This window comes from Pseudoalteromonas sp. R3 (assembly GCF_004014715.1).
In the GTDB taxonomy this organism is placed as follows: Bacteria; Pseudomonadota; Gammaproteobacteria; order Enterobacterales; family Alteromonadaceae; genus Pseudoalteromonas.
In genome coordinates this window covers 1,544,648-1,567,581 of the sequence record NZ_CP034835.1, presented here as the reverse complement: position 1 = coordinate 1,567,581, position 22,934 = coordinate 1,544,648, and the positions used below count along the sequence as shown (strand labels likewise).

Below are 22,934 nucleotides of genomic sequence, written 5' to 3'. Positions count from 1 at the left end.
GCAGTGGGCTTTTTTGCTATTAAAAACATGACACTATTATGACAGTAACGTTATACCTATAGGTGTTAATTATTGACCATGCTAAAATTATGAGTCACGGGATCAAAAAGTAGTGAGATTAATGCATAACACTGGTTTAACAATTACACAACGAATTACTCTGCTGGGCAGTTTAATCGCGGTTGTTGTCGCTTGTCTGATCGGCTTTATTTCTACCTATCAGGCCAAGTCTATGATCGAAACCCGCATGCTGGGATCTGAGTTGCCCAGCAAGGTTGAGAGCATCAACAAGTCGATTAGCCAACAAATTGGCCAGCTTAAGAGTGCGGCGAAGCAACTTTCAAGCAATCAGTTTTTGCTTGATTCGGTCAATAAAGGTCAACTAGATGAGCAGGTTTTGCTCACGGAGTTGACCCGCGTACAAAATCAATACGCGTTGGTCACCGCTTCCTGGGCCAACAGAGAAACGCGACAATACTGGAATCAAAATGGGTTCTTGCGGGTACTCAATCAACAACAAGATGGCTGGTTTTTCCAGTTTACCCAAAGTAGCGAAGAATACTCCATCAGCATCTATCAGGAAGCACCTGGTGATGTAAAGATGTTCGTCAATCATCAACAGACCAATGGCATTGGCTTGGCGGGCCTGGCAAAAAGTATCGATGCGATGCAAACCATGCTGGCAAATATGAAAATTGAACAAAGTGGATTTGTGTTTGTAGTTGAAAAATCACAAGGTGTTGTGCAACTTCACCCCGATGCCAGCAAAGTCGCCAAAACAAAGCTCGCGGACCTTTACGGCGTAACAGCTGCTGGTCAGTTGCGTAATAGCCGCGACTTTGTGGTACTGGATTTGGAAGCCGATGGCGCTCCTTCATTGGTTGCAGCCAGTCCTATCGAGGGCACAGAGCTGTTGGTTATTGCACAGGTACCTAAAGCCGAAGTATTTGCTCAGGTGTCTTCGTTACAATGGCAAATTATCTTCTGGGCGCTAATTGTGGTCGCTGTGGTATGTATTGCCAGTATGCTTATGGCACGCAACCTCAGTGCGCCGTTACTGAAAATGGCCGACGTATTTCGTCAACTTGGCAGCGGTGACGCAAAGCTGAATTATCGCGTTCCCAATGCAGAGCAGCCAGAATTGCAAGCGCTGGGTCAGGGGTTTAATCAATTTATCGAAAAAATTGAAGCTGCTATTTGCAATGTCGCAAAAGAAAGTAGTGATATACGCGTTGCCAGTGAGCATGTCTTTGCTCAGGCAAAGAAAAACTCATCGTCTCTGGATGAACAAAAATCCCAGACCTTGTCTGTGGCCGCAGCTATCAATCAGATGGCTGCCACGGTGCAAGAAATCGCCGGAAGTGCTAACAATACCGCAAAACTCACCGACGAAAGCCGCGAACACACTAAACACAGCCACAGCTGTGTGCAGCAAAGCCAGGGGACTTTACACCAACTTGCACTGGATATTCAGCAAATGGCAGATCAAGTGGCCACTTTGGCCAGCAAGACCCAGTCAATCGCCAGTATTCTAGATGTAATTCGGGGCATATCAGAACAAACCAACTTGCTGGCACTCAATGCAGCCATTGAGTCAGCTCGTGCTGGTGAACACGGGCGGGGTTTTGCTGTCGTTGCCGATGAAGTTAGAGCGCTTGCAAGCAGGACCTCTCAGTCGACGGATGAAATCCAGGCAACCATTCAAGAGCTCACAGCTGCGTCTGATTCAATCGTGACACAAATTGCTTTGTCTTCTGAGCAAGCGCAACAAAGTGTCGACAATATGCAAACATCTGTAGAGCTGATGAATACCATCACGGAAACAGCAGATCAGATAAATGACATGACGACCTTGATAGCCACAGCAACGGAGCAGCAAAGTAATGTTGTTGCGGATGTTGGCCGCAGTATCGAGCAGATCAGCGTGATCAGTGATGGCGTAATGAGTGAACAACTCGATACAGAACAAGCGATTCAGCAACTGGCCAATTCGGCCAAAGCACTCGATAAACTGGTTGCCAGTTTCTAGTACAAACAAAGCGGCTGACAGCGTTTGGCCGCTTATTCCCTTCTGTCTGAACCCTATTTGCACTTTATTGTGCTCGCCCTTTGGGGCGTACTCACATTCATTCATCTGCAATGGATTGTAACAATTTTTGCTTCCTTAACCGGTCAAAATAGCTACACTGAAAGAAAGCTGTAGAATTTAGGAATGCCCCTATGCTGTGTTTCAAGCGCTTCGCTCGACGTTATCTTTGCCCTATTCTGACTGTTTCCACTTTGTTACTCAGTGGATGTGAATCGACTCAGGTCCAGCCAGAAATAGAAATGCAGCTTCTTGATAACGCCCCTTTCAAACAACATTCAGTTGAGTCTCAGCAGTCCATCTTTGCATTGGATGCGAATATTCGGGCAACTTTAGATCGCTACCTAGCTCGACATGATGGCTCCAATATCAAGGTTGCAGATCAGCTGCTCCAGTTTCTGGTAGAAAATGGCGATTCGAGTTTGTCTTATATGCGTGGTGCGAACCTCAGTGCGACAGAGACATTTTATGACCTCAATGCAAACTGCCTTTCTCTGTCGATTCTGGCATTTAGCTTGTCAGAGCACTTAGGCTTTAAAGGCCAGTTCCAGCGTGTTCATATCCCTGAATACTGGGCTCAAACAAAAGGTTACAGCTTATTGACCGGCCATGTAAATGTGGTCGTAACGCAAACTAACATGAATACCAAAAAAAATAGTGATCACCGTGAAGTTTTATACACCCGCCCGGCACGTGTAATTATCGATTTTGACCCTAATAGCCGTGCGCAGAAGTTCGCAACCTCTAAAATCAGCAAAGATCGTATCACCGCAATGTTTTACAGCAATAAAGGCGCGATGCATATGATAAATAAGGAAATGGACTTGGCATATAGCTATTTTAAGGCCGCTATAGAGATCGATCCGCTCTACTCCGCAGCGTGGGGAAATTTAGCCGTGCTATTTCGTATCAATGATCACGTTAACCAAGCCGAAGCGCTTTATCGGCAAGCTTTACTGATCAATGGCGAAAATAAAACAGCCCTGGGTAATTTGGCTCTATTATATGAACTGACAGACAGACAGCAGCAAGCAAAGGATATCAGAGCTCAACTCCATGCCTTACGCAAAGATAACCCTTACTACCAAATAGCACTCGGTGATGAGGCATTTGCAAATGAAGACTATGACAAGGCACTGAGACACTACCGCGCAGCAAACAAGTTATCCAGTTCACTACACGAGGGTTACTTTGGGTTAGCTAAAGTCTATTACATTCAGGGAGAGTTGGAACTGAGCAGAACATTTTTAAACCGAGCACTGAATCACGCCAATTTTAATCATGATAAAAAGCGTTACCGCAACAAACTGGAGTGGCTGAGTGCAACTGCCAGGAATTAGCCTACTGTGGCTGAGTTGCATTATTTCGGTTGCACAGGCTGCAAATAAAATTGAAGTCGACCTGAGAACACTAACCAGTGAGGCATATGCGGGCCGGGGTTCTGGCCATGCTGACATCAACAAAAGTGCACGTTACATCTATTCGCGCTTTGTTGAAACCGGAATAGATGTCTATTACCAGTCGTTCCGATTTCGCCATGGGTTCGGAAAACTTGCTTACGGACACAATGTTGTCGCAACCTTACCATGTAATGTGACGCCCTGTTCTGCGGCATTAGTCATTAGTGCGCACTATGATCATTTGGGAAGCAAAGGAACTCGTTACTACCCTGGTGCCAATGATAATGCCTCAGGGGTTGTTGTTATGATAGATATTGCGCGCCAGTTGATGACACAAGTACGACACAGGGAAATTATTTTTGTCGCAACCGATGCGGAAGAAAAAGGCCTGTACGGGGCGCACTTCTTTGCTGCAACGCTTGACCCCGAGCGTGTCGCTTTGAATATCAACCTGGACATGCTTGCAGTTAATAGCAGAAATCGTCTGTATGTTCTGGCTTCAAAACAAGCAAGCGCATACACAAAAGATATTGCGCAGGCATTTAACAAGGAGATACGTGCTCAGGTCTTTACATCCACAACGCGTATGTCACGTCGCCTGGATACGCCACGAGTTGACTGGTTAAGAGCCAGCGACCACTACGCTTTTCATAAAGTCGGGATCCCTTTTACGTACTTTGGAGTTGGTACAGATCCTCTGCATCACACATATAAGGACCAGTTTGATAAAGTGGACATCCCTAAGCTAACTCAGGTTTCGGCGCATATTAACGCTTTTATTTCTGCATTGTCAGTGTCGGCAGCACCCTGAACTAATGCGATTTTACGAGCCTTTGATAACCGCTTAAACCTCCATTCCAGCCTGGCAGCAGCGCGTTTATCTTCAACAGCCAGCGTGTATACCAGTTTAAGCGGCCCCTTTCCTCGCAAGCTTTTAGCCCCTTTACCGGCAACATGCGCCGAAAAGCGCTTTGTCACATCGTTGGTGATCCCGGTATACCAGTGGCCAAATCTATTTTCAATCACATACAGGTACCATGGTGGCTGTGCATTACCCATGACCATAACTACTCATTAGAACGAATGGAACTATTTTAACTGCGAATGGTCGAAACTTACCAATAATTCTACTTTACCTTCTTTATCCATTCTGTATCATTCATACAACCAAAAATAAGGATACACATACATGCAGTTAAAAAAGCGCCTTTTTGTTTGGCTTAGTATTATTCTTGCGACGACCATGCTATCCGCTTGTTCCAGCTGGGTATACCGGATAAACGTCCCTCAGGGTAACTTCCTGGAACAGTCCGATGTCGATAAGCTCAGAATCGCTATGACAAAAGAGCAAGTTTTATATGTATTGGGCACCCCGGTGGCTAAAGACGCATTTAACAGTGAGATCTGGCATTACTCATATGTGTTCAATCTGGGCCGAGACTCAGAGCAACGCCGAGAGTTAGTTGTTTATTTCAAAGATGATAACCTGAGCGATATATCTGGAGACTTTGATAAACCTTCAGATTTCAATACGCCACTGTCAGAATAAGCTTAGTCTTCAGCGTTTCAGTTAAAGCAGAGCCTCGGTTCTGCTTTAACTCCCCATCACTGCAATTAAAACCACGACACTAAATAGCACCTGGAGCGACATGCTAAGCCAGGCGAGTACGTTTACCCCTATTAAACTCCATGGAGACGAATCCTGGGGGTAGAGTGGACTGCGTTTTTGCCACCGAGCCAAGGCAAAAAACAGCAACGTCAGGCTAGAGATCATAATCGTTGCAGAAAGCTTATTGCTGTGTGTCTCATTAAAGAAGAAGTTTAACTGTACGGGCATCAGAATTGCGACCAGTGCATACAAGCTATAAACGCGTGCTACTTTTTCATATTTTGCTGCAAAAGACAGTTCAATAATCCCACGCTGTTCCAAAAACTTCTTTGCTGCAACCGCCTGTGCCTGATTGGCAAGGCGATACGGAGTCGTGCCAGTGACATCTGCCAGTCTCGGGTCTACATTCATAGACTCAACCAATTCGAGCATCGCCGTTGAATTGGACATAACCGCGTAATGCATTAAATTCCGGCCTAAGTCATCCAGAGACTGGTGACAATGATACTCAGTCAATGCCTGAACTGCACTGACAAAGCCCTGCTCGACCAGCCACATCATGGCAGATTTCCCTGCAGGGTCTTTGCTCTGACCAGTTGCCCCTTGCTCAATCAGCTTCAGGGCGATAGATTGCTTAGCATTTTTAGACATTAAATGGGCCAGCAAAGCCTGATCTAGCAAGCGCTCAACCTCTTCACCGCTGCACAGATGCTTCAACAGCCCTACATAAGTATCATCCCCCTGCAAACGCTCAACCGCCAGTTGCAAAGTCTCAACCTTATCTTGTAGCACCACTTCGAGCATGCCACCCAAGTCCAATTGCATTTCCTGGTCAGCAATGTCCCATAAGTCACACGCTTCCTCTGCCGTTAACGTTAAACCATATTGCAATAATACACCCAAAGAGCGGGTATAAGACTTACTCAATAAAAGCGAAGCGGGAGTGGTTTCAGTCTGGTAGGTAAGCTGTGTCTTGATATCGGCATAATGGGAGAATACCCCTAATAACTTAGCAATCAACTCATCCTGACTGATACCCGCGGCGCCAATATGAAGTAATAAGTCATCGCAGTATGTCTGATGTGCTTGATCGTAGTCATCAATATGCTGGTAGCGACAAGATTCGAACGGTTCCAGGGGTTTCAGCCATAAAATATACATCAACGGCGGTAAGACCGACGAACGTACACCTTGCTGATCTGTCACGGTTTCACACTCAGGCCAAGCCTCGAGTGCATCCAGAATAAAAGCCCCATTGTTTTCAACCAGCCCCTTGAGTAGCAGAGGGTACTGAGCCGGCCAAATTAAAACATGCTCCATTAAAGAATTAACCACCTTATTTGTCATATCGTGCACTTAATGCCATAGATATTGTCGCAGTGCTGTTAGCGGAATGATACCAATTGCATCATGAAAAAGCTGCTGCTGATCTCAAGAATCACATCACTTTACCTAATATGAAAACAAATCCGCAATGAGCCAAAATCGATATGCTCATTGTGCACCGATCCACAGTGCCATAGAACGACTCAGGGTCGTCGATTAAGTTACTCAGCTCTGGGCTTGAGGTCATGAACGATTAAGATATACAATAGAAGTGAACGTCCAATGAAGGCCCTGTGATAGGGAGCAAGTCAAGATGGAAAATACCTTACCCACCTGGCACGTAATACTGATTATTGTGATGGTACTTGGGTTCATTATCAGCAATATTATGCTGTTGAAATATATGACCCGATTTGATGTCAAAGGCAAGCTAGATAAACAAACTAAGCCAGACTCAGAGGCCAAGAAAGAAGAAGAGGAAGAAAAGTAGGGCTGGCACGCACCTGCCCTACCTCAGAGATTAACCTAACAACCAATGCGCCATCAATGCAATCACAGGTAGCGTGACCAGAGTGCGCAGAATAAAAATACAGAATAGCTCGAACAAATTGACCGGTATTTTGCTGCCCAGCAACAGCGCGCCTACCTCAGACATGTAAATCAGCTGAGTCACACTCAATGCTGCCACGATAAAGCGTGTCACATCACTTTCTATGTTTCCTGCTGCCAAAATTGACGGGATAAACATATCCGCGAAACCAACCACTATCGTTTCAGCTGCTTTTGCAGCTTCGGGCACCTGAAGTAATTCGAGGTAAGGCACAAACGGCTTACCAAGGATCTGAAACACTGGCGTATGTTCTGCAATGATGAGCGCAAACGTACCGACTGCCATGACTACAGGTAAGACAGCAAATACCATGTCCAGCGCATTGTGCACGCCTTCTTTCAATGTCCCTTTTACACCCGGTGCTTTTTCCGCTTTTGCAAGAGCAACATCCAACGCATGACCAAACAACGTTTTACCTTCAGGCACCAGCTCAGCACCGGGGTTGGCATCACTGCCGTCGACATAACAGTCTTTTTTCCATCGCAGAGGCGGCAAACGCGGTACAATAATCGCAGCAGCAATCCCCGCAGCACATACGGTTAAGTAAAATGGCGCGAACAAATGCTCCAATTTAACCTGACCAATCACAACCAGACAGAAGGTAATAGAAACCGCTGAAAAAGTTGTACCTATAATCGCAGCTTCTCTCTGTGTATAGTGCTTATCTTCGTACTGACGAGATGTCATCAAAATGCCCACACTGCCATCTCCCAGCCAGGATGCAACGCAGTTTACAGCACTTCGACCGGGTACGCCGAACAAGGGACGCATCACTTTAGTCAGTAAAGTACCTACCAGTTCCAACAGGCCAAAATTCAGCAACAATGGCAGTAGCAGACCGGCTAAGACAAAAACAGAAAACAGCACAGGTAATAAATCATTGAGCACCAGTGATCCCGTATGTGCAGAGTGAATTGCTTCTGGCCCTACTTTAAAGTAGGTCATCAGAATAAAGGCCATACCAGCAAGGCGAGTAATCAGCCAGATTGGACTCACGGAAAACAAGTGTCTGAATAAATGGTTTTTTAGCAGCTGCCTTGGCTTAACCAGCGCAACAAATGCACTCATCACCCCGGTGATACACACTATGGCGACTATCATGGCCTGTGCGAAGGGTGCTATCCAACCTTGCAGTGCCTTAGCCATAACAGCGATAGGAATAGTCATTGCTTCCCCGATTGCGACAGGTGTCATAAACAAAAACACCCCGATCAGGGAAGGCACGATAAACGCAAAGAGCGTGCGCCAGTTAAGCGACGCTGAGCCCGTAGATTCTGACATCATATGATTACCCACTAAAAAGAAAAAGAGCGTAAGGCTCTTTTTCGTGTTACTTCAACTCATTGTTTTTATTTTAATATTTTGATTTATTTAAAATATTATATTTGCAGACCTCGACTGCGCAAGACCTCAAGCAGAGATTGCAACAATAGCTCCATAGTCTGTGCATCCAGCACTTGTTCCTCACCATCCAGCCAGGTCAACGCCGTCTGACCGTCATCGGTTGTCGATACTTTAACCATATAATCACCGTTGGCAATCGGTAATATAGTGGCCTCTTCACCCCAAATAGAATCCCAGACGCTTTGCTCAGGTGCTTCATAACGAACTTTCACCTGCTCGTTATCTCTGTCTAATCGGATCACAGTAAAGTTGACGCGTTCAAGGAAGTTGGACAGACGATCCATTACTGCACTTTTCTCAACCAGTGTCAGCATTGCAGCGTTGCCGTCACTGTCAAACCCACCCTCGAGAGACAATAAGCCCTGCTGCTTACGCAACTCAACGGCTAACAACCTGTATCGATAATCAAACTCAGCAATCACCTCGTTCAATGCACGTACTTCTAACTGCTGCTTTAGCATGTCATTCAGAGGCGCCTGATCACTTTGATAATCAAGTAGTTTAGCACTTAGGGAAGCCGTTCTCTGGTGCTCTTTTTGTTCAATGGTAAACTCAAAGCGCTGACGCGATACCTCAACAATGTCCTCCCAGAACCAGCCTTCGTCCTTCTTGATCAACGAGTACCAACCTGTTTCCACTGTGCCTTGTTGACGCGCATCTTTGGCAACCTGAGTGTTGTGGTTCGCCATTACTCCATCAAGCGACTGCCAGATAAATGCCGACAGGTCTTCAATACCGTCATTTTTATCAAAGTAGACACGAGCGACCTTGTCTTTATTTTCAGCCCAGCTACCCTGAGCGAGTGTAAGAACCTGCTGCGGTGGTCGATATAGTTTATCTTCTCCATCCGGGTTGTTGTCATAAACAGCAACAGCCATCTTATATTCAGGATCCTGATAAGGCTGCTCAAGCCCAGATGGCACGCTAATGCCTTCATTAACGCGATAGTTTTTGCTGTCATGTGCATCATTTGGAAATACACTACATCCCGTTAAACCAAGTAAAACACCTAAAGTTAGTGCTTTTGGAACCCAATACTGCACGAATAAAACTCCTTAGCAAACCCTGTTATATTTATTTACGGTAAACGAATATCGTCTTTATATGAGTGAGGATTGCCGATTTGGTTCACTGCCGGAGAAACTTTTTATATTCGCCCGGCGAGCCTAAACAACTTGCAAAATTTGCCCTATGTTACTTGCCTCGCCCAGTAAACACAAGCTGTGAGCTGCCTGACACCAATATCAGGTTAAGGCAAAGTAGCAAAGCGACCCTCTGCCAGTATCCCAACTAACTAACTTATGTTAGTATTTACGGCTATACATCTAAAACTTGCCGTCAGGCATTACCATTATTCTCAGCGTATAGGGTGCTCTTGAATGACCACATTTACCAACCAACAATTGGTTTTGACCGCAATCGGAGAAGATCGCTCGGGATCGTCAGCGAACTGACAAAGCTGGTCAGTGAATGTAATTGCAACATTATTGATAGCCGCATCGCGATACTCGGTAATGAATTTACTTTCATTATGTTGCTATCGGGCGACATGGCAGCCATTAGCCGGGTCGAGCATACCCTACCTACAAAAGGGATGGAGCTGGGCCTGCTTACAATGATGAAACGTACAGCCAGCCATCAGCAGAATGAGTTCAGCGCCGGATATACACTCGAATACAATGGACTCGACGCGCCTGGTACCCTGAGTAAAGTCACACGCTTTTTTGCAGAGCAAAACATCAGTATCTGTTCATTGAAATCTGATACTTATGAAGAGGGGACGCTTTGCATATGCGCTGTGAAATCGAAGTCAATATCCCCATTGAAGTTGATGCAGACGCATTTAAAATACAGTTCGAGCATCTCTCAAACTCACTAAATCTGGATTATATTTTTCGACGCATTCGTTAAGGAGCATCCTATGAATACGCTACAAGCAGGCGCTCAGGCCCCGCAATTTACCCTAGAAAATCAAGATGGTGAAAGTATTTCACTCAGCACTCTTTTGGAATCTAACCAGGTACTGGTGTATTTCTATCCAAAAGCACTGACACCAGGTTGCACAGTACAGGCAGAGCAACTCAGAGACCACAAAGAGCAGTTAGCGCAATATAATACTGTGGCAGTGGGGATCAGCCCGGATCCGGTCAAAAAGTTAAAAAACTTCGAAACCAAAAAAGAGCTGAACTTTGATCTGCTATCCGATGAAGACCACGCTATTGCTGACGCATTTGGTGTGTGGGGATTGAAAAAGTTCATGGGTAAAGAATATGACGGGATCCACCGTATCAGCTTCCTGATAGGCCAAGATGGCACCGTTAAACATGTTTTCAACAAGTTTAAGACCAAAGAGCACCACCAGGTCGTTATCGATTACCTGGCTGCACAATAATGTAGGTTCGCATCTGGCATGCGAGTCAATACAAAAAGGGGCTGAATTCAGCCCCTTTTTGATTCTTTCACGCCATATTAGCTGCGGGCATCCAGCATCAAACGCTTCATATCTCTTACTGCCTTCTCCAGCCCATCAATAGCGGCTCTGGCAATAATCGCATGGCCAATGTTGAGCTCATAAATTTCCGGCATCTCAGCAATGGGTTTTACATTATGGTAATGCAGACCATGGCCTGCGTTGACAACAATTCCCAGGCCATGCGCATATTTTACACCTGTGCGGATCCGTTCCAGTTCAGCTTGCATCTCAGCATCTGATTCTGCATCAGCGTAAGCGCCGGTGTGGATCTCGATATAAGGTGCGCCAGTGTCTTTGGCAGCTTCGATTTGCAGAGGATCTGCGTCGATAAATAAAGACACCTTAATGCCTGCATTTGCCAGCCGAGTCACGGCCTGAGTAACCTTTGCTTTGTTCGCAACCACGTCCAGACCACCTTCAGTAGTCAACTCTTCGCGTTTCTCTGGCACCAGGCAAACGTATGCAGGCTTTACTTCACAGGCAATGTCCAGCATCTCGTCTGTCACGGCAATTTCCAGATTCATACGTGTCTGAATGGTCTTCGCCATCACGTACACATCGCGGTCCTGAATATGACGCCGATCTTCACGTAAGTGGATAGTAATACCATCAGCCCCGGCATGTTCAGCAACAGCGGCAGCATGTGCTGGATCCGGATAGCTAGTGCCTCTCGCCTGGCGTAATGTGGCAATATGATCGACGTTTACGCCCAATAATATCTCTTTCATTGTTATTACCTTGATTGAAATAGCTCTCTGCTTTTCAGCGGTTTATGGCCAAGTAATGGCCTGAATAAATATCTGCTAAGACCCTTTGCCTGACGTCGTACCTGATCATCAGAAAAATCGCGCTGGGCAATCTGGTGAAGCACTCGGCCTGAAAAGCCAATATGCCGCTCATCTGTTCTGACAAACCCCAATTCCCGAATATATTGGTAATATGCACCCTCGACAATCGCGTCGCCATCGGCATCATATTCAAACTCGACACCGAACCCCAACTGCTCCAGCAACTGGAACTCAAAACTGCGCAGCGTGAGCTCAAATACGCTGCTACTCGTCTCTTTGGCCTGCTCGCTCAATTGCTGCAGATGATGATGATACAACGAAAATATCTCATCAAGCGGCTCATTGACCGGAATAACCCGGGTGCTGAGTTCGTTGAGATAAAAGCCGCAATACAAAACTTGCCCTTTCATTGCTAAAGGCTGAGTATGCAACTCTATATCATTGAGGTATTTTAAATCATGACGGCCGCTATAACGGACCAAAAGCAGACTGAAGGGTTGAAGATGTGCGTTGTGCCTGAGTGCCTGACGGCCCTTTATACGGGCCAGCATCATCAGCTGGCCCACCCCTTCGACTAGCATATTAAGCATCACCTGAGAATCACTATGTGGTCTGCGATGCAACAAATAGGCTTGTCGAAAGTCGTTGTTCAATTAGTCTTCTCCGTAGCCAAGACTACGCAGTGCCCTCTCATCATCTGCCCAGCCAGACTTCACTTTTACCCAGCATTCCAGAAATACTTTATTGTCCAGCATCTCTTCCAAATCACGACGTGCTTCGCGACCGATCACCTTGAGCTTTTCGCCCTTGTTACCAATCACCATACGCTTTTGCGATTCGCGTTCTACCAGGATCAGGGCATTGATCTGCCATACGCCATTGTCGAGCCACTTGAACTGCTCGATTTCCACGGTCACTGAATAGGGAAGTTCATCACCCATAAAGCGCATGAGTTTCTCACGCACAATTTCTGCCGCCAGAAAACGCATTGACCTGTCTGTCACATAGTCATCCGGGAAGAAAAACTCGCATGCCGGCAGATGCTTATGTACTTCTGCTTTGACCATATCGACATTACGATTTTGCTTAGCCGAAATTGGAATGATCCCAACAAACTGACCTTGCTCCGAAAGCCATTGAAGATGCGGCATCAGGGCTTCACTTTTGTCTTTGACCTGATCACTTTTATTGATCACAACCAAAACCGGACGGCCACTGTCCTTAACCTTGTTCAGCACCATTTCATCATCTTTGGTCCACAAAGTGCCCTCAACAACGAAAATTACCAATTCAACGTCACCAATGGAGCTGGACGCTGCACGGTTCATCAACCGGTTAATGGCACGCTTTTCCTCACTGTGAAGTCCTGGTGTATCGACGTAGACCGCCTGATAGTTATCCTCAGTGTGGATACCCATGATACGGTGCCGGGTAGTTTGTGGTTTACGTGAAGTGATACTGACCTTTTGTTCAACCAGCTTATTCAGTAACGTGGATTTACCAACGTTGGGTCGCCCGACAATCGCGACCATGCCACAATGGGTATTAGGAGTCATTCTTTAAAATCTTTAGTGCTTTTTCAGCGGCTTTTTGCTCAGCCTTACGACGAGAGCTGCCTACTGAGATAATACTTTCCATCCCTTCCACAATACACTCAACCGTAAAGGTCTGATTGTGTGCCTGTCCCTTGGTATCTATTACAGTATAACCGGGTAAGGGCAATTTGCGTGCCTGCAAGTACTCTTGCAACAGGGTTTTTGGGTCTTTCTGGTTGTGACCAGGAGAAATCGCAGCCAAACGCGTGTCGTACCATTTTAATACCAGCGTCTTACAGGTCTCGATGTCTGAATCTAAAAACACCGCGCCAATAATCGCTTCGACCGCATCTGCCAGGGTTGACTCACGACGATAACCACCGCTTTTCAATTCACCTGGACCTAATCTGAGATAGTCACCTAAGCCAAACTCAACACCGAACTCTGCCAGAGTCTGTCCTCGTACCAGCGTAGAACGCATCCGGCTAAGATCACCTTCACGCGCTTTAGGAAACTGCTTATACAAGGCATTGGCAATAACAAAGCTCAGGATTGAGTCGCCTAAAAACTCCAGACGTTCATTGTGCTGCCCTTTGTGGCTACGATGTGTCATTGCCTGCTCAAGCAGGCTTTGATCGGAAAATTCGTAACCAATCTTTTTATATAATTCTGTGACGTTTTTTTTCATGCTACTGAATATTACCTAGGCGTTCAAAACGAACTCCTGTTGGAACCCAACCAGGCAGAATGCTGTTCGGGCCATTTTCAAAATCGAAACTCATCCAAATAAATACGGCTTTACCAACCAGGTTTTCTTTTGGCACAAAGCCCCACATACGGCTGTCCTGACTGTTATTACGGTTGTCACCCATAGCAAAGTAACTGCCCTCTGGTACAACCCATTCATCACGTCGCGTACCTGGCTGCTGATAATAGCGCTCCGTCAGTTCAGGCAATTGCGGCGTCACAAGTACATCATGCGTGACACCCGGCAGACTCTCTGTCAGACGTACCATTTGCATTGCGCCATGTTTGAACTCATCGCGATTAACAATATCAAGATTAATTTTGTTGAATTCGCCACATGCCAGACCATCGCGTTGCTGCTCGCCATCATTGCAGTGAGGCTTGATATAAAGCTGACGGTCGCGATAAACGATGCGATCTCCAGGTAAGCCAACAATCCGCTTAATAAAGTCGATACGCTCATCCAGCGGAAACTTAAAGACCGCGATGTCACCACGCTGGGGATCATTCACTTCTACCAGCTGACTGCGCCAGACCGGGTCTTTAATACCGTACGCGTATTTCTGTACTAATATGAAGTCACCATCCAGCAGTGTCGGCATCATTGAACCGGACGGGATCTGGAAGGGTTCAAAAATAAATGAACGGAACACTGTGATCGCAGCAATCATCGGAAAGATAGATTTTGCGCTTTCAGTGATGGCAGGCACAGGTGCTATCTGCTCGATGACTTCCTGATCAAGCGGCTGCTCAGATGCGCCCTGTGCTAATGCGATACGCTCTTTACGCTTTGGTGCGTAAAGCAAATGATCGATTAACCATATGAGACCTGAACCCAGCGTCAACAACACCAAAAATACTGAAAAATAACCTGCCATAATAATTCCTGTTACTTACCTACTTTAAGAATCGCAAGGAAAGCATCTTGTGGCACTTCAACGTTACCCAGCTGCTTCATACGTTTCTTACCTTCTTTTTGCTTTTGCAGTAGTTTCTTCTTACGACTGACATCACCACCATAACACTTCGCGATGACGTTTTTACGTAACTGTTTCACGGTTGTACGCGCGATCACGTGGTTACCAATCGCAGCCTGAATCGCAATATCAAACATTTGACGTGGGATAAGCTCGCGTAGTGCGTCAGCTAACTGGCGTCCACGACCTTGAGAATTCTCTCGGTGTGCAATAATTGCCAGTGCGTCAACCCGGTCGCCATTGATCAGAATGTCTACACGGACCATGTCGGATGTCTGGAAGCGCTTAAAGTTGTAGTCCAAAGAAGCAAACCCGCGGCTGGTCGACTTAAGCTTATCAAAGAAGTCCATCACCACTTCTGCCATTGGCAACTCATACGTCACCGCAACTTGTTTACCGTGGTAGCTCATCTTGGTCTGCACGCCGCGCTTTTCAACACACAGAGTAATGACATTGCCCAGATATTCTTGTGGTACCAGAATATTGGCTTCTACAATCGGCTCGCGAATTTCAATGATATCATTGACTGGTGGTAGATCTGACGGGTTATCAATTTGGATCACACCGTCTTTCGTTTCTACCTCGTAGACAACCGTCGGAGCCGTTGTGATCAGATCCATATCATATTCACGTTCCAGACGTTCCTGAATAATCTCCATGTGAAGCATGCCCAGGAAGCCACAACGGAAACCAAAGCCCAGTGCAGTTGAGTTCTCCGGCTCGAAGAACAAAGACGCATCATTAAGGCTCAGCTTATTCAATGCATCACGGAAGTTCTCATAATCATCAGAGGAGATTGGGAACATACCCGCATAAACCTGAGGCTTAACGCGCTTAAAGCCTGGTAAGCGTTCTTTCGCTGGCTCTTTGGTAAGGGTAATAGTGTCACCCACAGGCGCACCATGAATATCCTTGATACCCGCAATAACGAAGCCTACTTCACCGGTTTTCAGTACCCCGGTTTCTGTTTGTTTTGGTGTGAAAATACCGACTTTATCAGCAATATGAGTTTGATCTGTCGACATAATCTTAATCTTGTCACCACGACGCAGCTCACCGTGCTTAATACGTACCAAAGACACAACGCCCTGGTATGAGTCAAACCAGGAGTCGATGATCAGGGCCTGCAGTGGCTGCTCCGGCTCACCTACTGGTGGCGGCACGTCGCGCACGATCATTTCCAGTACCTCATCGATACCGATACCGGTTTTAGCACTACACTGCACCGCTTCAAGTGCTTCAATACCGACAATTTCTTCGATCTCTTCGGCAACGCGCAAAGGATCGGCCTGTGGCAAGTCGATTTTGTTCAACACCGGCAGGACTTCCAGGTCCATCTCAATCGCGGTGTAACAGTTTGCCAGCGTCTGAGCTTCTACGCCCTGACCGGCATCGACAACCAGCAAAGCGCCCTCACAGGCAGCCAGAGAACGTGATACTTCGTAGCTGAAGTCAACGTGTCCCGGGGTATCGATAAAGTTAAGCTGATAGGTTTCACCATCATTGGCTTTGTAGTTCAGTGTCACGCTCTGCGCTTTGATGGTGATCCCACGCTCTCGCTCAAGGTCCATCGAATCCAGCACCTGCTGCTGCATCTCGCGATCTGTTAAGCCGCCGCATACCTGGATTAAGCGGTCCGAAAGGGTCGATTTCCCGTGATCGATGTGGGCAATAATTGAAAAGTTACGGATGTGCTTCATATACTGGATTCTAAACTTCTGTTTTTCACAAATAGAGATTAAACGCCGATTTTACAATTTATTTGGCGCAATCACCATCTATTTGCGTTAGGGGAAGGCTAATTGGATAAATTTTTATCACTTTGATGTCGTGACGCAATGCTTTGGTGCGTTGTTTAGCAAATTTAAAGCCGAACAAACCGCCAATCACAGCTGACAAGATCTGCCAGGGCTCTGATGCGCCCAATGCAAGGTGTGTGGTAAACATAGCAATAAACGCCATTACCAGAGGTAACAAATAAACCCAAAGTGCGTTCTGGACCACTTTGCTATCGTCCAGTGCCAGGGTCATTTTTTGCCCTACCTGAACCGATTCACCGCACTCTATCGGCAATGCCTTTTTGTTACTGCCAAATAGTTTACTAAAAACTTGCGAGCCGCATTTGCCATTGCAGCCAGCACAGGCCGGTTTTTCCTCAGCAACCAGCCAGACTGTACCGCGCTCAATACGGGAAACGGTGAGTGTTTGTTCTATCATAATGGTCGGGTTACTGACTCAGCAATGGCCTTTGCTGTCATCGTTGGGATTTTACCAACCACCGACACATCAAATGCACCTGAATTATGTACATATATCGTTGTGGCGCCCGAGCTTAGTGCACCGCTTGCTCTTTGCCCAGACAGAGGCCTTTGCACGAATACCGAAAACTCTACCAGGCCATCAGAAAACAAAAAGTAGTCTGCTAATTCATTGTTCAAATCAAGCTTGTGCCGATCTGACTTCAGTAGCTTGAAGCCGTCAGGCAACCAACCAATCCGCCAATTATTTTGCAGTTTTTGTGCGGTGTCATTTTGAGCCAGAGAAGCCAGAGGCATCGGAAAATCTTTACTGCTAAGCTCGACAAGCGGCTGAGCAGGTTGCTCTGTCACGCTGATGTGTGTCAGCTGAAGCTGTTCAAGTACTTCACCTTGTTGAGTAACGTAGGCAGCTTTTAACAGCAATGCAGATTGAATATCAATCCACAGCCAATAGTTATATTTGTGCTCATCCTTAGAGACCAGGCGAACCAGCTGTGCCGCTCTGTCAGCAATACGCTCTTTGCCACCCAGGACAAAATCATAGCTGCTGGCTAATGTACCCACTTCACCAAACAGAATTTCTGGAATGGGTCCGGCAATTGCATCTGTCTCTATCGAATAGGGTTGGGTTTGAGGCTCAAAGTAGGTGACTTTGTTGTCAACGCGCACAACTTCAAGACCTGCACCATTTTGTCGGCTCAGAATTTCAAGTTCGCTGTTGTCAACCTTACCATGGAGCCAGCGGTACGGTTCCATACCTTTGCCTTTAACCACCACAAATGATGCATCAAAATTACGCTCCTGGATAGCAGAAGACATATCTGTGAGCAGCTGCTTTGCATTAATAATATCGCTGGCAACAACTTGGGCACTTAAGCCCACTCCAAGTAGTAACGCAAGCCACTTCATCTACTTTTCTTGTTCCTCTTTCACTTCTTGTGCTTGTTGGGCCAAAGCATGAGCCATTCTGGACTGTCGCTGATGCTCAAGCACCAAAGCACCAATACGTTGCTGTTGCAGTTCTCTGAGGCCTTTTTCTGCACTTTCCAATGCAGGCTCTGATGACAGACTAACCGGCGAAACTGAGCCAGTTAATGGCGTTGATTGTAACACAGGAAAATCACTGATGGCTTGTTCCTGTGGGCTATAGTTACTTACGCCCAGAACAGCGACTAAAGATACACTGGCTGCAATCGCCACTTGCGCCAGAGGCTTACGCCAACTTGACAACGCAACGACCTTATTCTCTGCGCCTGCCTGCTGGGGTTTCTGCTCTGACGCCTGAGCGCCATAGGTGGGCTCATCTGCGAGTGCATCCGCCAGACTGGCAGTGATATCAATACAAGGCGCCTGATTTTGCTGACTACGCATGGCGTCGCCAATCAGAGCATAACGAGCAAACTTTTCTGCATCGAACTGCGCCTGACTGGCATTATCCAGAGCCTGCTCGGAATCGAGTATACTGGATGTCACTTGCCCGTCTTTGACATTAAAGTTTGATTGCGTCATCTACTTATTACCTATGAGTGGGTTTATATTATTGTCAATGGCTTCTCGTGCCCTGAAAATCCGCGATCTGACCGTCCCTACCGGACAATCCATCACGACTGCAATTTCTTCATAGCTCATACCTTCGATCTCTCGTAATGTGATCGCGGTTTTTAGATCATCGGGTAACGACTCGATGGTCCTGAAAATTACCGCTTTGATCTCATCGCTAAGCAATAAGCTCTCCGGAGAAGCATTGGACCTGAGCTGATCAGCTCCGTCGTAAAATTCGGCCTCTTCAGCATCAACATCATTTGCCGGTGGCTTACGCCCCTGAGCTACTAAATAGTTCTTAGAGCAGTTAACCGCTATCCGATAGAGCCAAGTGTAAAAAGCACTGTCTCCGCGAAAATTGGGCAAAGCACGGTATGCCTTAATAAACGCTTCTTGCGCCACATCGGCCACATCGCCTGAATTAGACACATATCTCGAGATTAACGCGGCTACTTTGTTCTGATATTTGGCAACCAACAAATTGAACGCATTTTTATCTCCTTGCTGAACACGCCGAACTATTTCTAAATCTAAATCCTGCTCGCTCATTCGAGCCGGTACTCCTCTTTGTTATTACTTGTTTTTCACACACATTGTCGCGCATTGTTGCCATCTTTTACAGCTACTCTGACTAAGTGATGAATAAAAAGTTCTGTTTTTTTGATATTTTTTTTAAAATACCCCGTATTGACACGTCATAAACGTATTCAGTGTGGAATATACCAAGTACCTGCGATCCTGCGCTAAGCATAGCAGACTTATCAGATCACGCAGAATAAAAGGTTTAATTAGCTAAGACCCACTAACATGAAAGAACAAGTTCAACACCAAACAGATGTCATTATTGTCGGTAGCGGCGCAGCCGGGCTAAGCCTGGCTCTGTCTTTGGCAAACACCTGCCGCGTCACAGTGCTCAGTAAGGGCGACCTGCGTGAAGGTTCAACCTTGTATGCTCAGGGTGGCATTGCTGCGGTGTTTGATAAGAAAAATGACAGTATAGAATCTCACGTTGAAGACACCCTGGCTGCGGGCGCGGGTCTGTGTGACAGAGAAGCCGTTCATTACACCGCTTCAAATGCAAAGCAGTGTCTGAAGTGGTTGATAGAGCAAGGCGTTCCATTTGATATGGAGTTCGATAGTAAAGGACGTGAACGCTTCCACCTGACACGTGAAGGCGGTCACAGCCACCGCCGCATCCTCCACGCCGCAGATGCAACGGGTAAAGCAGTACAGTCGACACTGATCGAACGCGTCCAGGAGCACCCCAATATACTCTTGCTGGAACAATACAATGCAATTGACCTGATCACGCATGGCGCACAAGAGCAAAAAGTCGCTCATGGACTTTATGTATACAATCGTCGAGCAAACCAGGTCGAAACCGTTACCGCAAAGTTTGTCGCCCTTGCCACGGGCGGTGCCAGTAAAGTGTATCTTTATACGTCAAATCCAGACGTTTCCAGTGGGGATGGCATTGCCATGGCATGGCGAGCGGGCTGCCGAGTTGCCAATATGGAATTTAACCAATTTCATCCAACCAGTCTTTATCACCCAGAATTGCAAAACTTCCTAATCACCGAAGCTATGCGTGGCGAGGGAGCATTGCTGAGACGTCCTGATGGCACACGCTTTATGCCGGATTTCGATGACAGAGAAGAACTGGCCCCTCGTGATGTTGTTGCCCGAGCCATCGACTATGAAATGAAGCGTCTGGGGGCCAACTGCGTCTATTTGGATATCTCTCATAAAGACAAAGACTTTATCATTGAACACTTTCCGACCATATACGCCAAGTGCCTCAGTGTAGGGCTGGATATCACCAAAGAGCCGATCCCTGTCGTTCCAGCCGCACATTACACCTGCGGTGGCGTCATGACCGACTTTAACGGGCTGACGGACATTAGCAACCTCTACGCTATCGGGGAGGTGGCTTACACGGGGCTACATGGTGCCAATCGTATGGCGAGCAATTCATTGCTGGAGTGCATTGTATTTGCCCATGCAGCAGCGAAAGATATCCTTGCCAAGCTGGATACACAACCGTTACCGCCTGCACAGCCAGACTGGGATGAAAGTCAGGTCAGCGATTCAGACGAAGAAGTGGTGATCACCCATAACTGGCACGAACTTAGACTGTTTATGTGGGATTATGTCGGCATTGTACGCTCGACCAAGCGACTGGAACGTGCACTTCGCAGAGTGGAATTATTACAACAGGAAATCCAGGAGTACTACTCCCACTTCAGAGTCAGTAATAACCTGCTAGAGCTTCGTAATCTGGTGCAGGTAGCAGAGTTAATTATTCGCAGTGCACTGAACAGAAAAGAAAGCCGTGGGCTGCATTACACACTGGATTATCCGCAAAGCGCAGAAACAACCAAACCAACGATATTGACTCCCAGTAAAATCAAACGTTGATATTGATGCCTGAGGATATCGCCTTACGCTTATGACTCGGTCATCTCAAATACATGGCGGCACAAGTGTCGCCATTGCTCTTCCTTCATTGCATGGCGCATAATACCAATATGCCGGGTTCGTTGCTCAGTCTTGACGGTTAATAATAGCACGCAATGAAAATAGACTTGCGCAGCTGTTAGCTGCCCTTGCCATTGATACTGGCGTCCAGACACTATCACTGTCATGTGCTCCGGTAACAACCCTAAGTGGCCGGTTACAATGAAATATTGGTGTGTACGTTGTCTGGCGAGGGCATACCCGAACAAGCAAGTTCCGATATGCCACCACCACAGTGTTGGCACGATTACAATCAATGCCAGCGCCAAACAGCAAAAAAAGACCACTGAGACTTTGTGGTCAGGTGTATTATGTTCGAAATAAAAGCTAAGCGCGGACTCGGTCAAGAACGAATTTCACCATAGCATCCAGCTCGGGATACGGACACGCTTCATGACCCATAAACCAGGCGAACAAGTCGGGGTCTTCAACTTCCAATAACCGTTGAAAAACCAGCTTATCCTGTTCAGACAGCTGGTCATACGCCTCATCAACAAAAGGCTCCAGCAAAATATCCAGCTCCAGCATGCCACGGCGACATGCCCATTTTGTGCGGGCCTTTGAATACAACTCAGCCATAATTTCCACATACCCCTAAATTTTATTATGTCACGGCAATTATAACGTATCCTGAGGTGCCCGTTAACTGTTCGAATAAACAATAATCGTGTCTATCTCGCCTATCTCGGATGCGATATTTACGGTAACATTAGGTAATTTCTTCAACAAGGATCAATAAGATGGCACAAGCAAATGCATATCCTCTTTCTCTACAATTGATCTCTGTGAGCGGCGCCGAAAAGTTGAGCTACCTGCACGGTCAGGTCACCCAGGATCTCAATCTGCTGACGGATGACAACTTCCTGTGGGCCGGGCACTGTAGTCCTAAAGGCAAATTATGGGCGACACTCAGGCTGAGTCAGTTAGATGACCAATATCTGCTGTTGGGTTCAAAAGCGGAAACCGAAGCATCCTGCCGGGAGCTTAAAAAATACGGTGTGTTCGCGAAAGTTGATATTGATATTACGCACCATCAAGTCATTGGCGTGTTAACTGATGAGATGACCGAAACCTGTGAGCTGCTAGGGCTAACGTTTGCGCAACACGCTAATGCTTGTACGTTTGATGGTAAAAATAAGGCGTTGAAACTGGACGACCGGCGTTTAATCCTGATCGTTGAGCACGGCTATGCGTTGCCACAAGGTGTTGCCCTGCACACAGATCCAACTCCATTTGAGGCTGCTTCAATTCTGGCCGGTGAGCCTCAACTGAGCGAAGCCAGTATTGATGAGTATGTACCGCAAATGGTTAACCTCCAGGCACTGGGCGCAATCAGCTTCAAAAAAGGCTGCTATACTGGGCAGGAGACAGTCGCCCGGATGCGTTATTTGGGCAAAAACAAACGTGCTTTGTACATTGTCAAAGGTCAGGCTGAAGCTCACCCACAAGAGTCTGAGCTAGAAATACAATTGGACGGAGAAAACTGGCGCCGTGCAGGCAAAGTGCTTCATCAGGCCTACGACAGTGTAAGCCAGGACTATTATGCGCTGGCAGTGATGGCTAATGATTTAACTGAATCATCAGTTTTGCGTGCTAAAACGCACCCGGAAGTGCAGCTGACACTGCTGCCACTTCCTTACTCTTTAGAAGACAATTAAGCGG

24 protein-coding genes and 1 pseudogene are annotated in these 22,934 nt (G+C 46.7%); 9 read left to right on the top strand and 16 right to left on the bottom strand.

Going from position 1 to position 22,934, the window contains the following annotated elements; all coding sequences use genetic code 11:
• The first annotated feature begins 121 nt into the window (after window positions 1–121).
• The 3 genes from ELR70_RS11650 (at window position 122) to ELR70_RS11640 (ending at window position 4,297) form a co-directional block, all read left to right on the top strand.
• Complete coding sequence (locus ELR70_RS11650; protein WP_054014040.1) at window positions 122–2,029, top strand: methyl-accepting chemotaxis protein; 1,908 nt, start codon at window positions 122–124, stop codon at window positions 2,027–2,029.
• Between the two features lie 191 nt (window positions 2,030–2,220).
• Entirely contained in the window at window positions 2,221–3,426 is a 1,206-nt protein-coding gene (locus tag ELR70_RS11645; protein WP_054014041.1) for a tetratricopeptide repeat protein, read from the top strand.
• Window positions 3,407–4,297 carry a M28 family peptidase gene (locus tag ELR70_RS11640; RefSeq protein WP_082353094.1) on the top strand — a complete coding sequence of 297 codons (891 nt, stop codon included), beginning with the start codon at window positions 3,407–3,409 and terminating at the stop codon, window positions 4,295–4,297. The genes ELR70_RS11645 and ELR70_RS11640 overlap by 20 nt, the downstream gene beginning before the upstream one ends.
• On the opposite strand, the gene ELR70_RS11635 is transcribed toward ELR70_RS11640, so the two are convergent.
• Window positions 4,237–4,551: a GIY-YIG nuclease family protein gene (locus tag ELR70_RS11635; RefSeq protein WP_235577053.1), complete on the bottom strand. Its 315-nt coding sequence runs from the start codon at window positions 4,549–4,551 to the stop codon at window positions 4,237–4,239. The genes ELR70_RS11640 and ELR70_RS11635 overlap by 61 nt on opposite strands.
• A 178-nt stretch (window positions 4,552–4,729) precedes the next feature.
• Between ELR70_RS11635 and ELR70_RS11630 the strand changes: the two genes are divergently transcribed.
• Window positions 4,730–5,035, top strand: a complete 306-nt coding sequence (locus ELR70_RS11630) for an outer membrane protein assembly factor BamE (RefSeq protein ID WP_235577058.1) — start codon at window positions 4,730–4,732, stop codon at window positions 5,033–5,035.
• 45 nt (window positions 5,036–5,080) lie between these two features.
• Here ELR70_RS11630 and ELR70_RS11625 read toward each other — a convergent pair whose 3' ends face one another.
• Window positions 5,081–6,442 carry an ankyrin repeat domain-containing protein gene (locus ELR70_RS11625; RefSeq protein WP_128064582.1) on the bottom strand — a complete coding sequence of 454 codons (1,362 nt, stop codon included), beginning with the start codon at window positions 6,440–6,442 and terminating at the stop codon, window positions 5,081–5,083.
• Window positions 6,443–6,734: 292 nt separating this feature from the next.
• On the opposite strand from ELR70_RS11625, the gene ELR70_RS11620 reads away from it, so the two are divergent.
• Window positions 6,735–6,911, top strand: a complete 177-nt coding sequence (locus tag ELR70_RS11620) for a DUF2897 family protein (protein WP_082353096.1) — start codon at window positions 6,735–6,737, stop codon at window positions 6,909–6,911.
• Between the two features lie 30 nt (window positions 6,912–6,941).
• Here the strand turns inward: ELR70_RS11620 and ELR70_RS11615 are convergent, their stop codons facing one another.
• Both ELR70_RS11615 and bamC read right to left on the bottom strand, forming a co-directional pair.
• The gene (locus tag ELR70_RS11615; protein ID WP_054014234.1) at window positions 6,942–8,312 is read right to left on the bottom strand and encodes a YjiH family protein; all 1,371 of its coding nucleotides are present in this window, start codon (window positions 8,310–8,312) and stop codon (window positions 6,942–6,944) included.
• Window positions 8,313–8,410: 98 nt separating this feature from the next.
• Window positions 8,411–9,478 carry an outer membrane protein assembly factor BamC gene (gene bamC / locus ELR70_RS11610; protein WP_054014044.1) on the bottom strand — a complete coding sequence of 356 codons (1,068 nt, stop codon included), beginning with the start codon at window positions 9,476–9,478 and terminating at the stop codon, window positions 8,411–8,413.
• Window positions 9,479–9,814: 336 nt separating this feature from the next.
• Here bamC and ELR70_RS11605 point away from each other — a divergent pair.
• Both ELR70_RS11605 and bcp read left to right on the top strand, forming a co-directional pair.
• Window positions 9,815–10,346, top strand: a pseudogene (locus tag ELR70_RS11605) (ACT domain-containing protein).
• Window positions 10,347–10,356: 10 nt separating this feature from the next.
• Window positions 10,357–10,827 carry a thioredoxin-dependent thiol peroxidase gene (bcp, locus tag ELR70_RS11600; RefSeq protein ID WP_054014046.1) on the top strand — a complete coding sequence of 157 codons (471 nt, stop codon included), beginning with the start codon at window positions 10,357–10,359 and terminating at the stop codon, window positions 10,825–10,827.
• Window positions 10,828–10,904: 77 nt separating this feature from the next.
• Here the strand turns inward: bcp and pdxJ are convergent, their stop codons facing one another.
• From pdxJ to rpoE, 10 genes are read right to left on the bottom strand one after another with little or no spacing between them, the layout of a single operon-like run.
• Window positions 10,905–11,636, bottom strand: coding sequence for a pyridoxine 5'-phosphate synthase (gene pdxJ, locus ELR70_RS11595; protein ID WP_054014047.1), 732 nt, complete (start codon window positions 11,634–11,636; stop codon window positions 10,905–10,907).
• Window positions 11,637–11,641: 5 nt separating this feature from the next.
• Entirely contained in the window at window positions 11,642–12,349 is a 708-nt protein-coding gene (recO, locus tag ELR70_RS11590) for a DNA repair protein RecO (protein ID WP_054014048.1), read from the bottom strand.
• Window positions 12,350–13,252 carry a GTPase Era gene (gene era / locus ELR70_RS11585; RefSeq protein ID WP_054014049.1) on the bottom strand — a complete coding sequence of 301 codons (903 nt, stop codon included), beginning with the start codon at window positions 13,250–13,252 and terminating at the stop codon, window positions 12,350–12,352.
• Window positions 13,242–13,919 (bottom strand): ribonuclease III, encoded by a 678-nt coding sequence (rnc, locus tag ELR70_RS11580; RefSeq protein WP_046006769.1) that lies wholly within the window; start codon window positions 13,917–13,919, stop codon window positions 13,242–13,244. Before rnc ends, era begins: the two co-directional genes overlap by 11 nt.
• A 1-nt stretch (window position 13,920) precedes the next feature.
• Window positions 13,921–14,856, bottom strand: coding sequence for a signal peptidase I (gene lepB, locus ELR70_RS11575; protein ID WP_054014050.1), 936 nt, complete (start codon window positions 14,854–14,856; stop codon window positions 13,921–13,923).
• An 11-nt stretch (window positions 14,857–14,867) separates the two neighbouring features.
• Entirely contained in the window at window positions 14,868–16,655 is a 1,788-nt protein-coding gene (lepA, locus tag ELR70_RS11570) for a translation elongation factor 4 (protein ID WP_046006771.1), read from the bottom strand.
• 58 nt (window positions 16,656–16,713) lie between these two features.
• The gene (locus ELR70_RS11565; protein ID WP_054014051.1) at window positions 16,714–17,172 is read right to left on the bottom strand and encodes a SoxR reducing system RseC family protein; all 459 of its coding nucleotides are present in this window, start codon (window positions 17,170–17,172) and stop codon (window positions 16,714–16,716) included.
• Window positions 17,169–18,122: a MucB/RseB C-terminal domain-containing protein gene (locus tag ELR70_RS11560; protein WP_054014052.1), complete on the bottom strand. Its 954-nt coding sequence runs from the start codon at window positions 18,120–18,122 to the stop codon at window positions 17,169–17,171. The genes ELR70_RS11565 and ELR70_RS11560 overlap by 4 nt, the downstream gene beginning before the upstream one ends.
• Window positions 18,123–18,722, bottom strand: coding sequence for an RseA family anti-sigma factor (locus ELR70_RS11555; RefSeq protein ID WP_054014053.1), 600 nt, complete (start codon window positions 18,720–18,722; stop codon window positions 18,123–18,125).
• Window positions 18,723–19,304, bottom strand: a complete 582-nt coding sequence (gene rpoE / locus ELR70_RS11550; protein WP_054014054.1) for an RNA polymerase sigma factor RpoE — start codon at window positions 19,302–19,304, stop codon at window positions 18,723–18,725.
• Between the two features lie 258 nt (window positions 19,305–19,562).
• Between rpoE and nadB the strand changes: the two genes are divergently transcribed.
• Complete coding sequence (nadB, locus tag ELR70_RS11545; RefSeq protein WP_054014055.1) at window positions 19,563–21,173, top strand: L-aspartate oxidase; 1,611 nt, start codon at window positions 19,563–19,565, stop codon at window positions 21,171–21,173.
• Between the two features lie 29 nt (window positions 21,174–21,202).
• Here the strand turns inward: nadB and ELR70_RS11540 are convergent, their stop codons facing one another.
• Window positions 21,203–21,559 carry a protein YgfX gene (locus tag ELR70_RS11540; protein WP_321170894.1) on the bottom strand — a complete coding sequence of 119 codons (357 nt, stop codon included), beginning with the start codon at window positions 21,557–21,559 and terminating at the stop codon, window positions 21,203–21,205.
• A 40-nt stretch (window positions 21,560–21,599) separates the two neighbouring features.
• Complete coding sequence (locus ELR70_RS11535) at window positions 21,600–21,851, bottom strand: succinate dehydrogenase assembly factor 2 (RefSeq protein WP_046006778.1); 252 nt, start codon at window positions 21,849–21,851, stop codon at window positions 21,600–21,602.
• A gap of 161 nt (window positions 21,852–22,012) precedes the next feature.
• Here ELR70_RS11535 and ELR70_RS11530 point away from each other — a divergent pair, with 161 nt between their 5' ends.
• On the top strand, window positions 22,013–22,930 hold the full coding sequence (locus ELR70_RS11530; protein WP_054014056.1) for a folate-binding protein YgfZ: 918 nt from the start codon (window positions 22,013–22,015) through the stop codon (window positions 22,928–22,930).
• Window positions 22,931–22,934 lie beyond the last annotated feature (4 nt).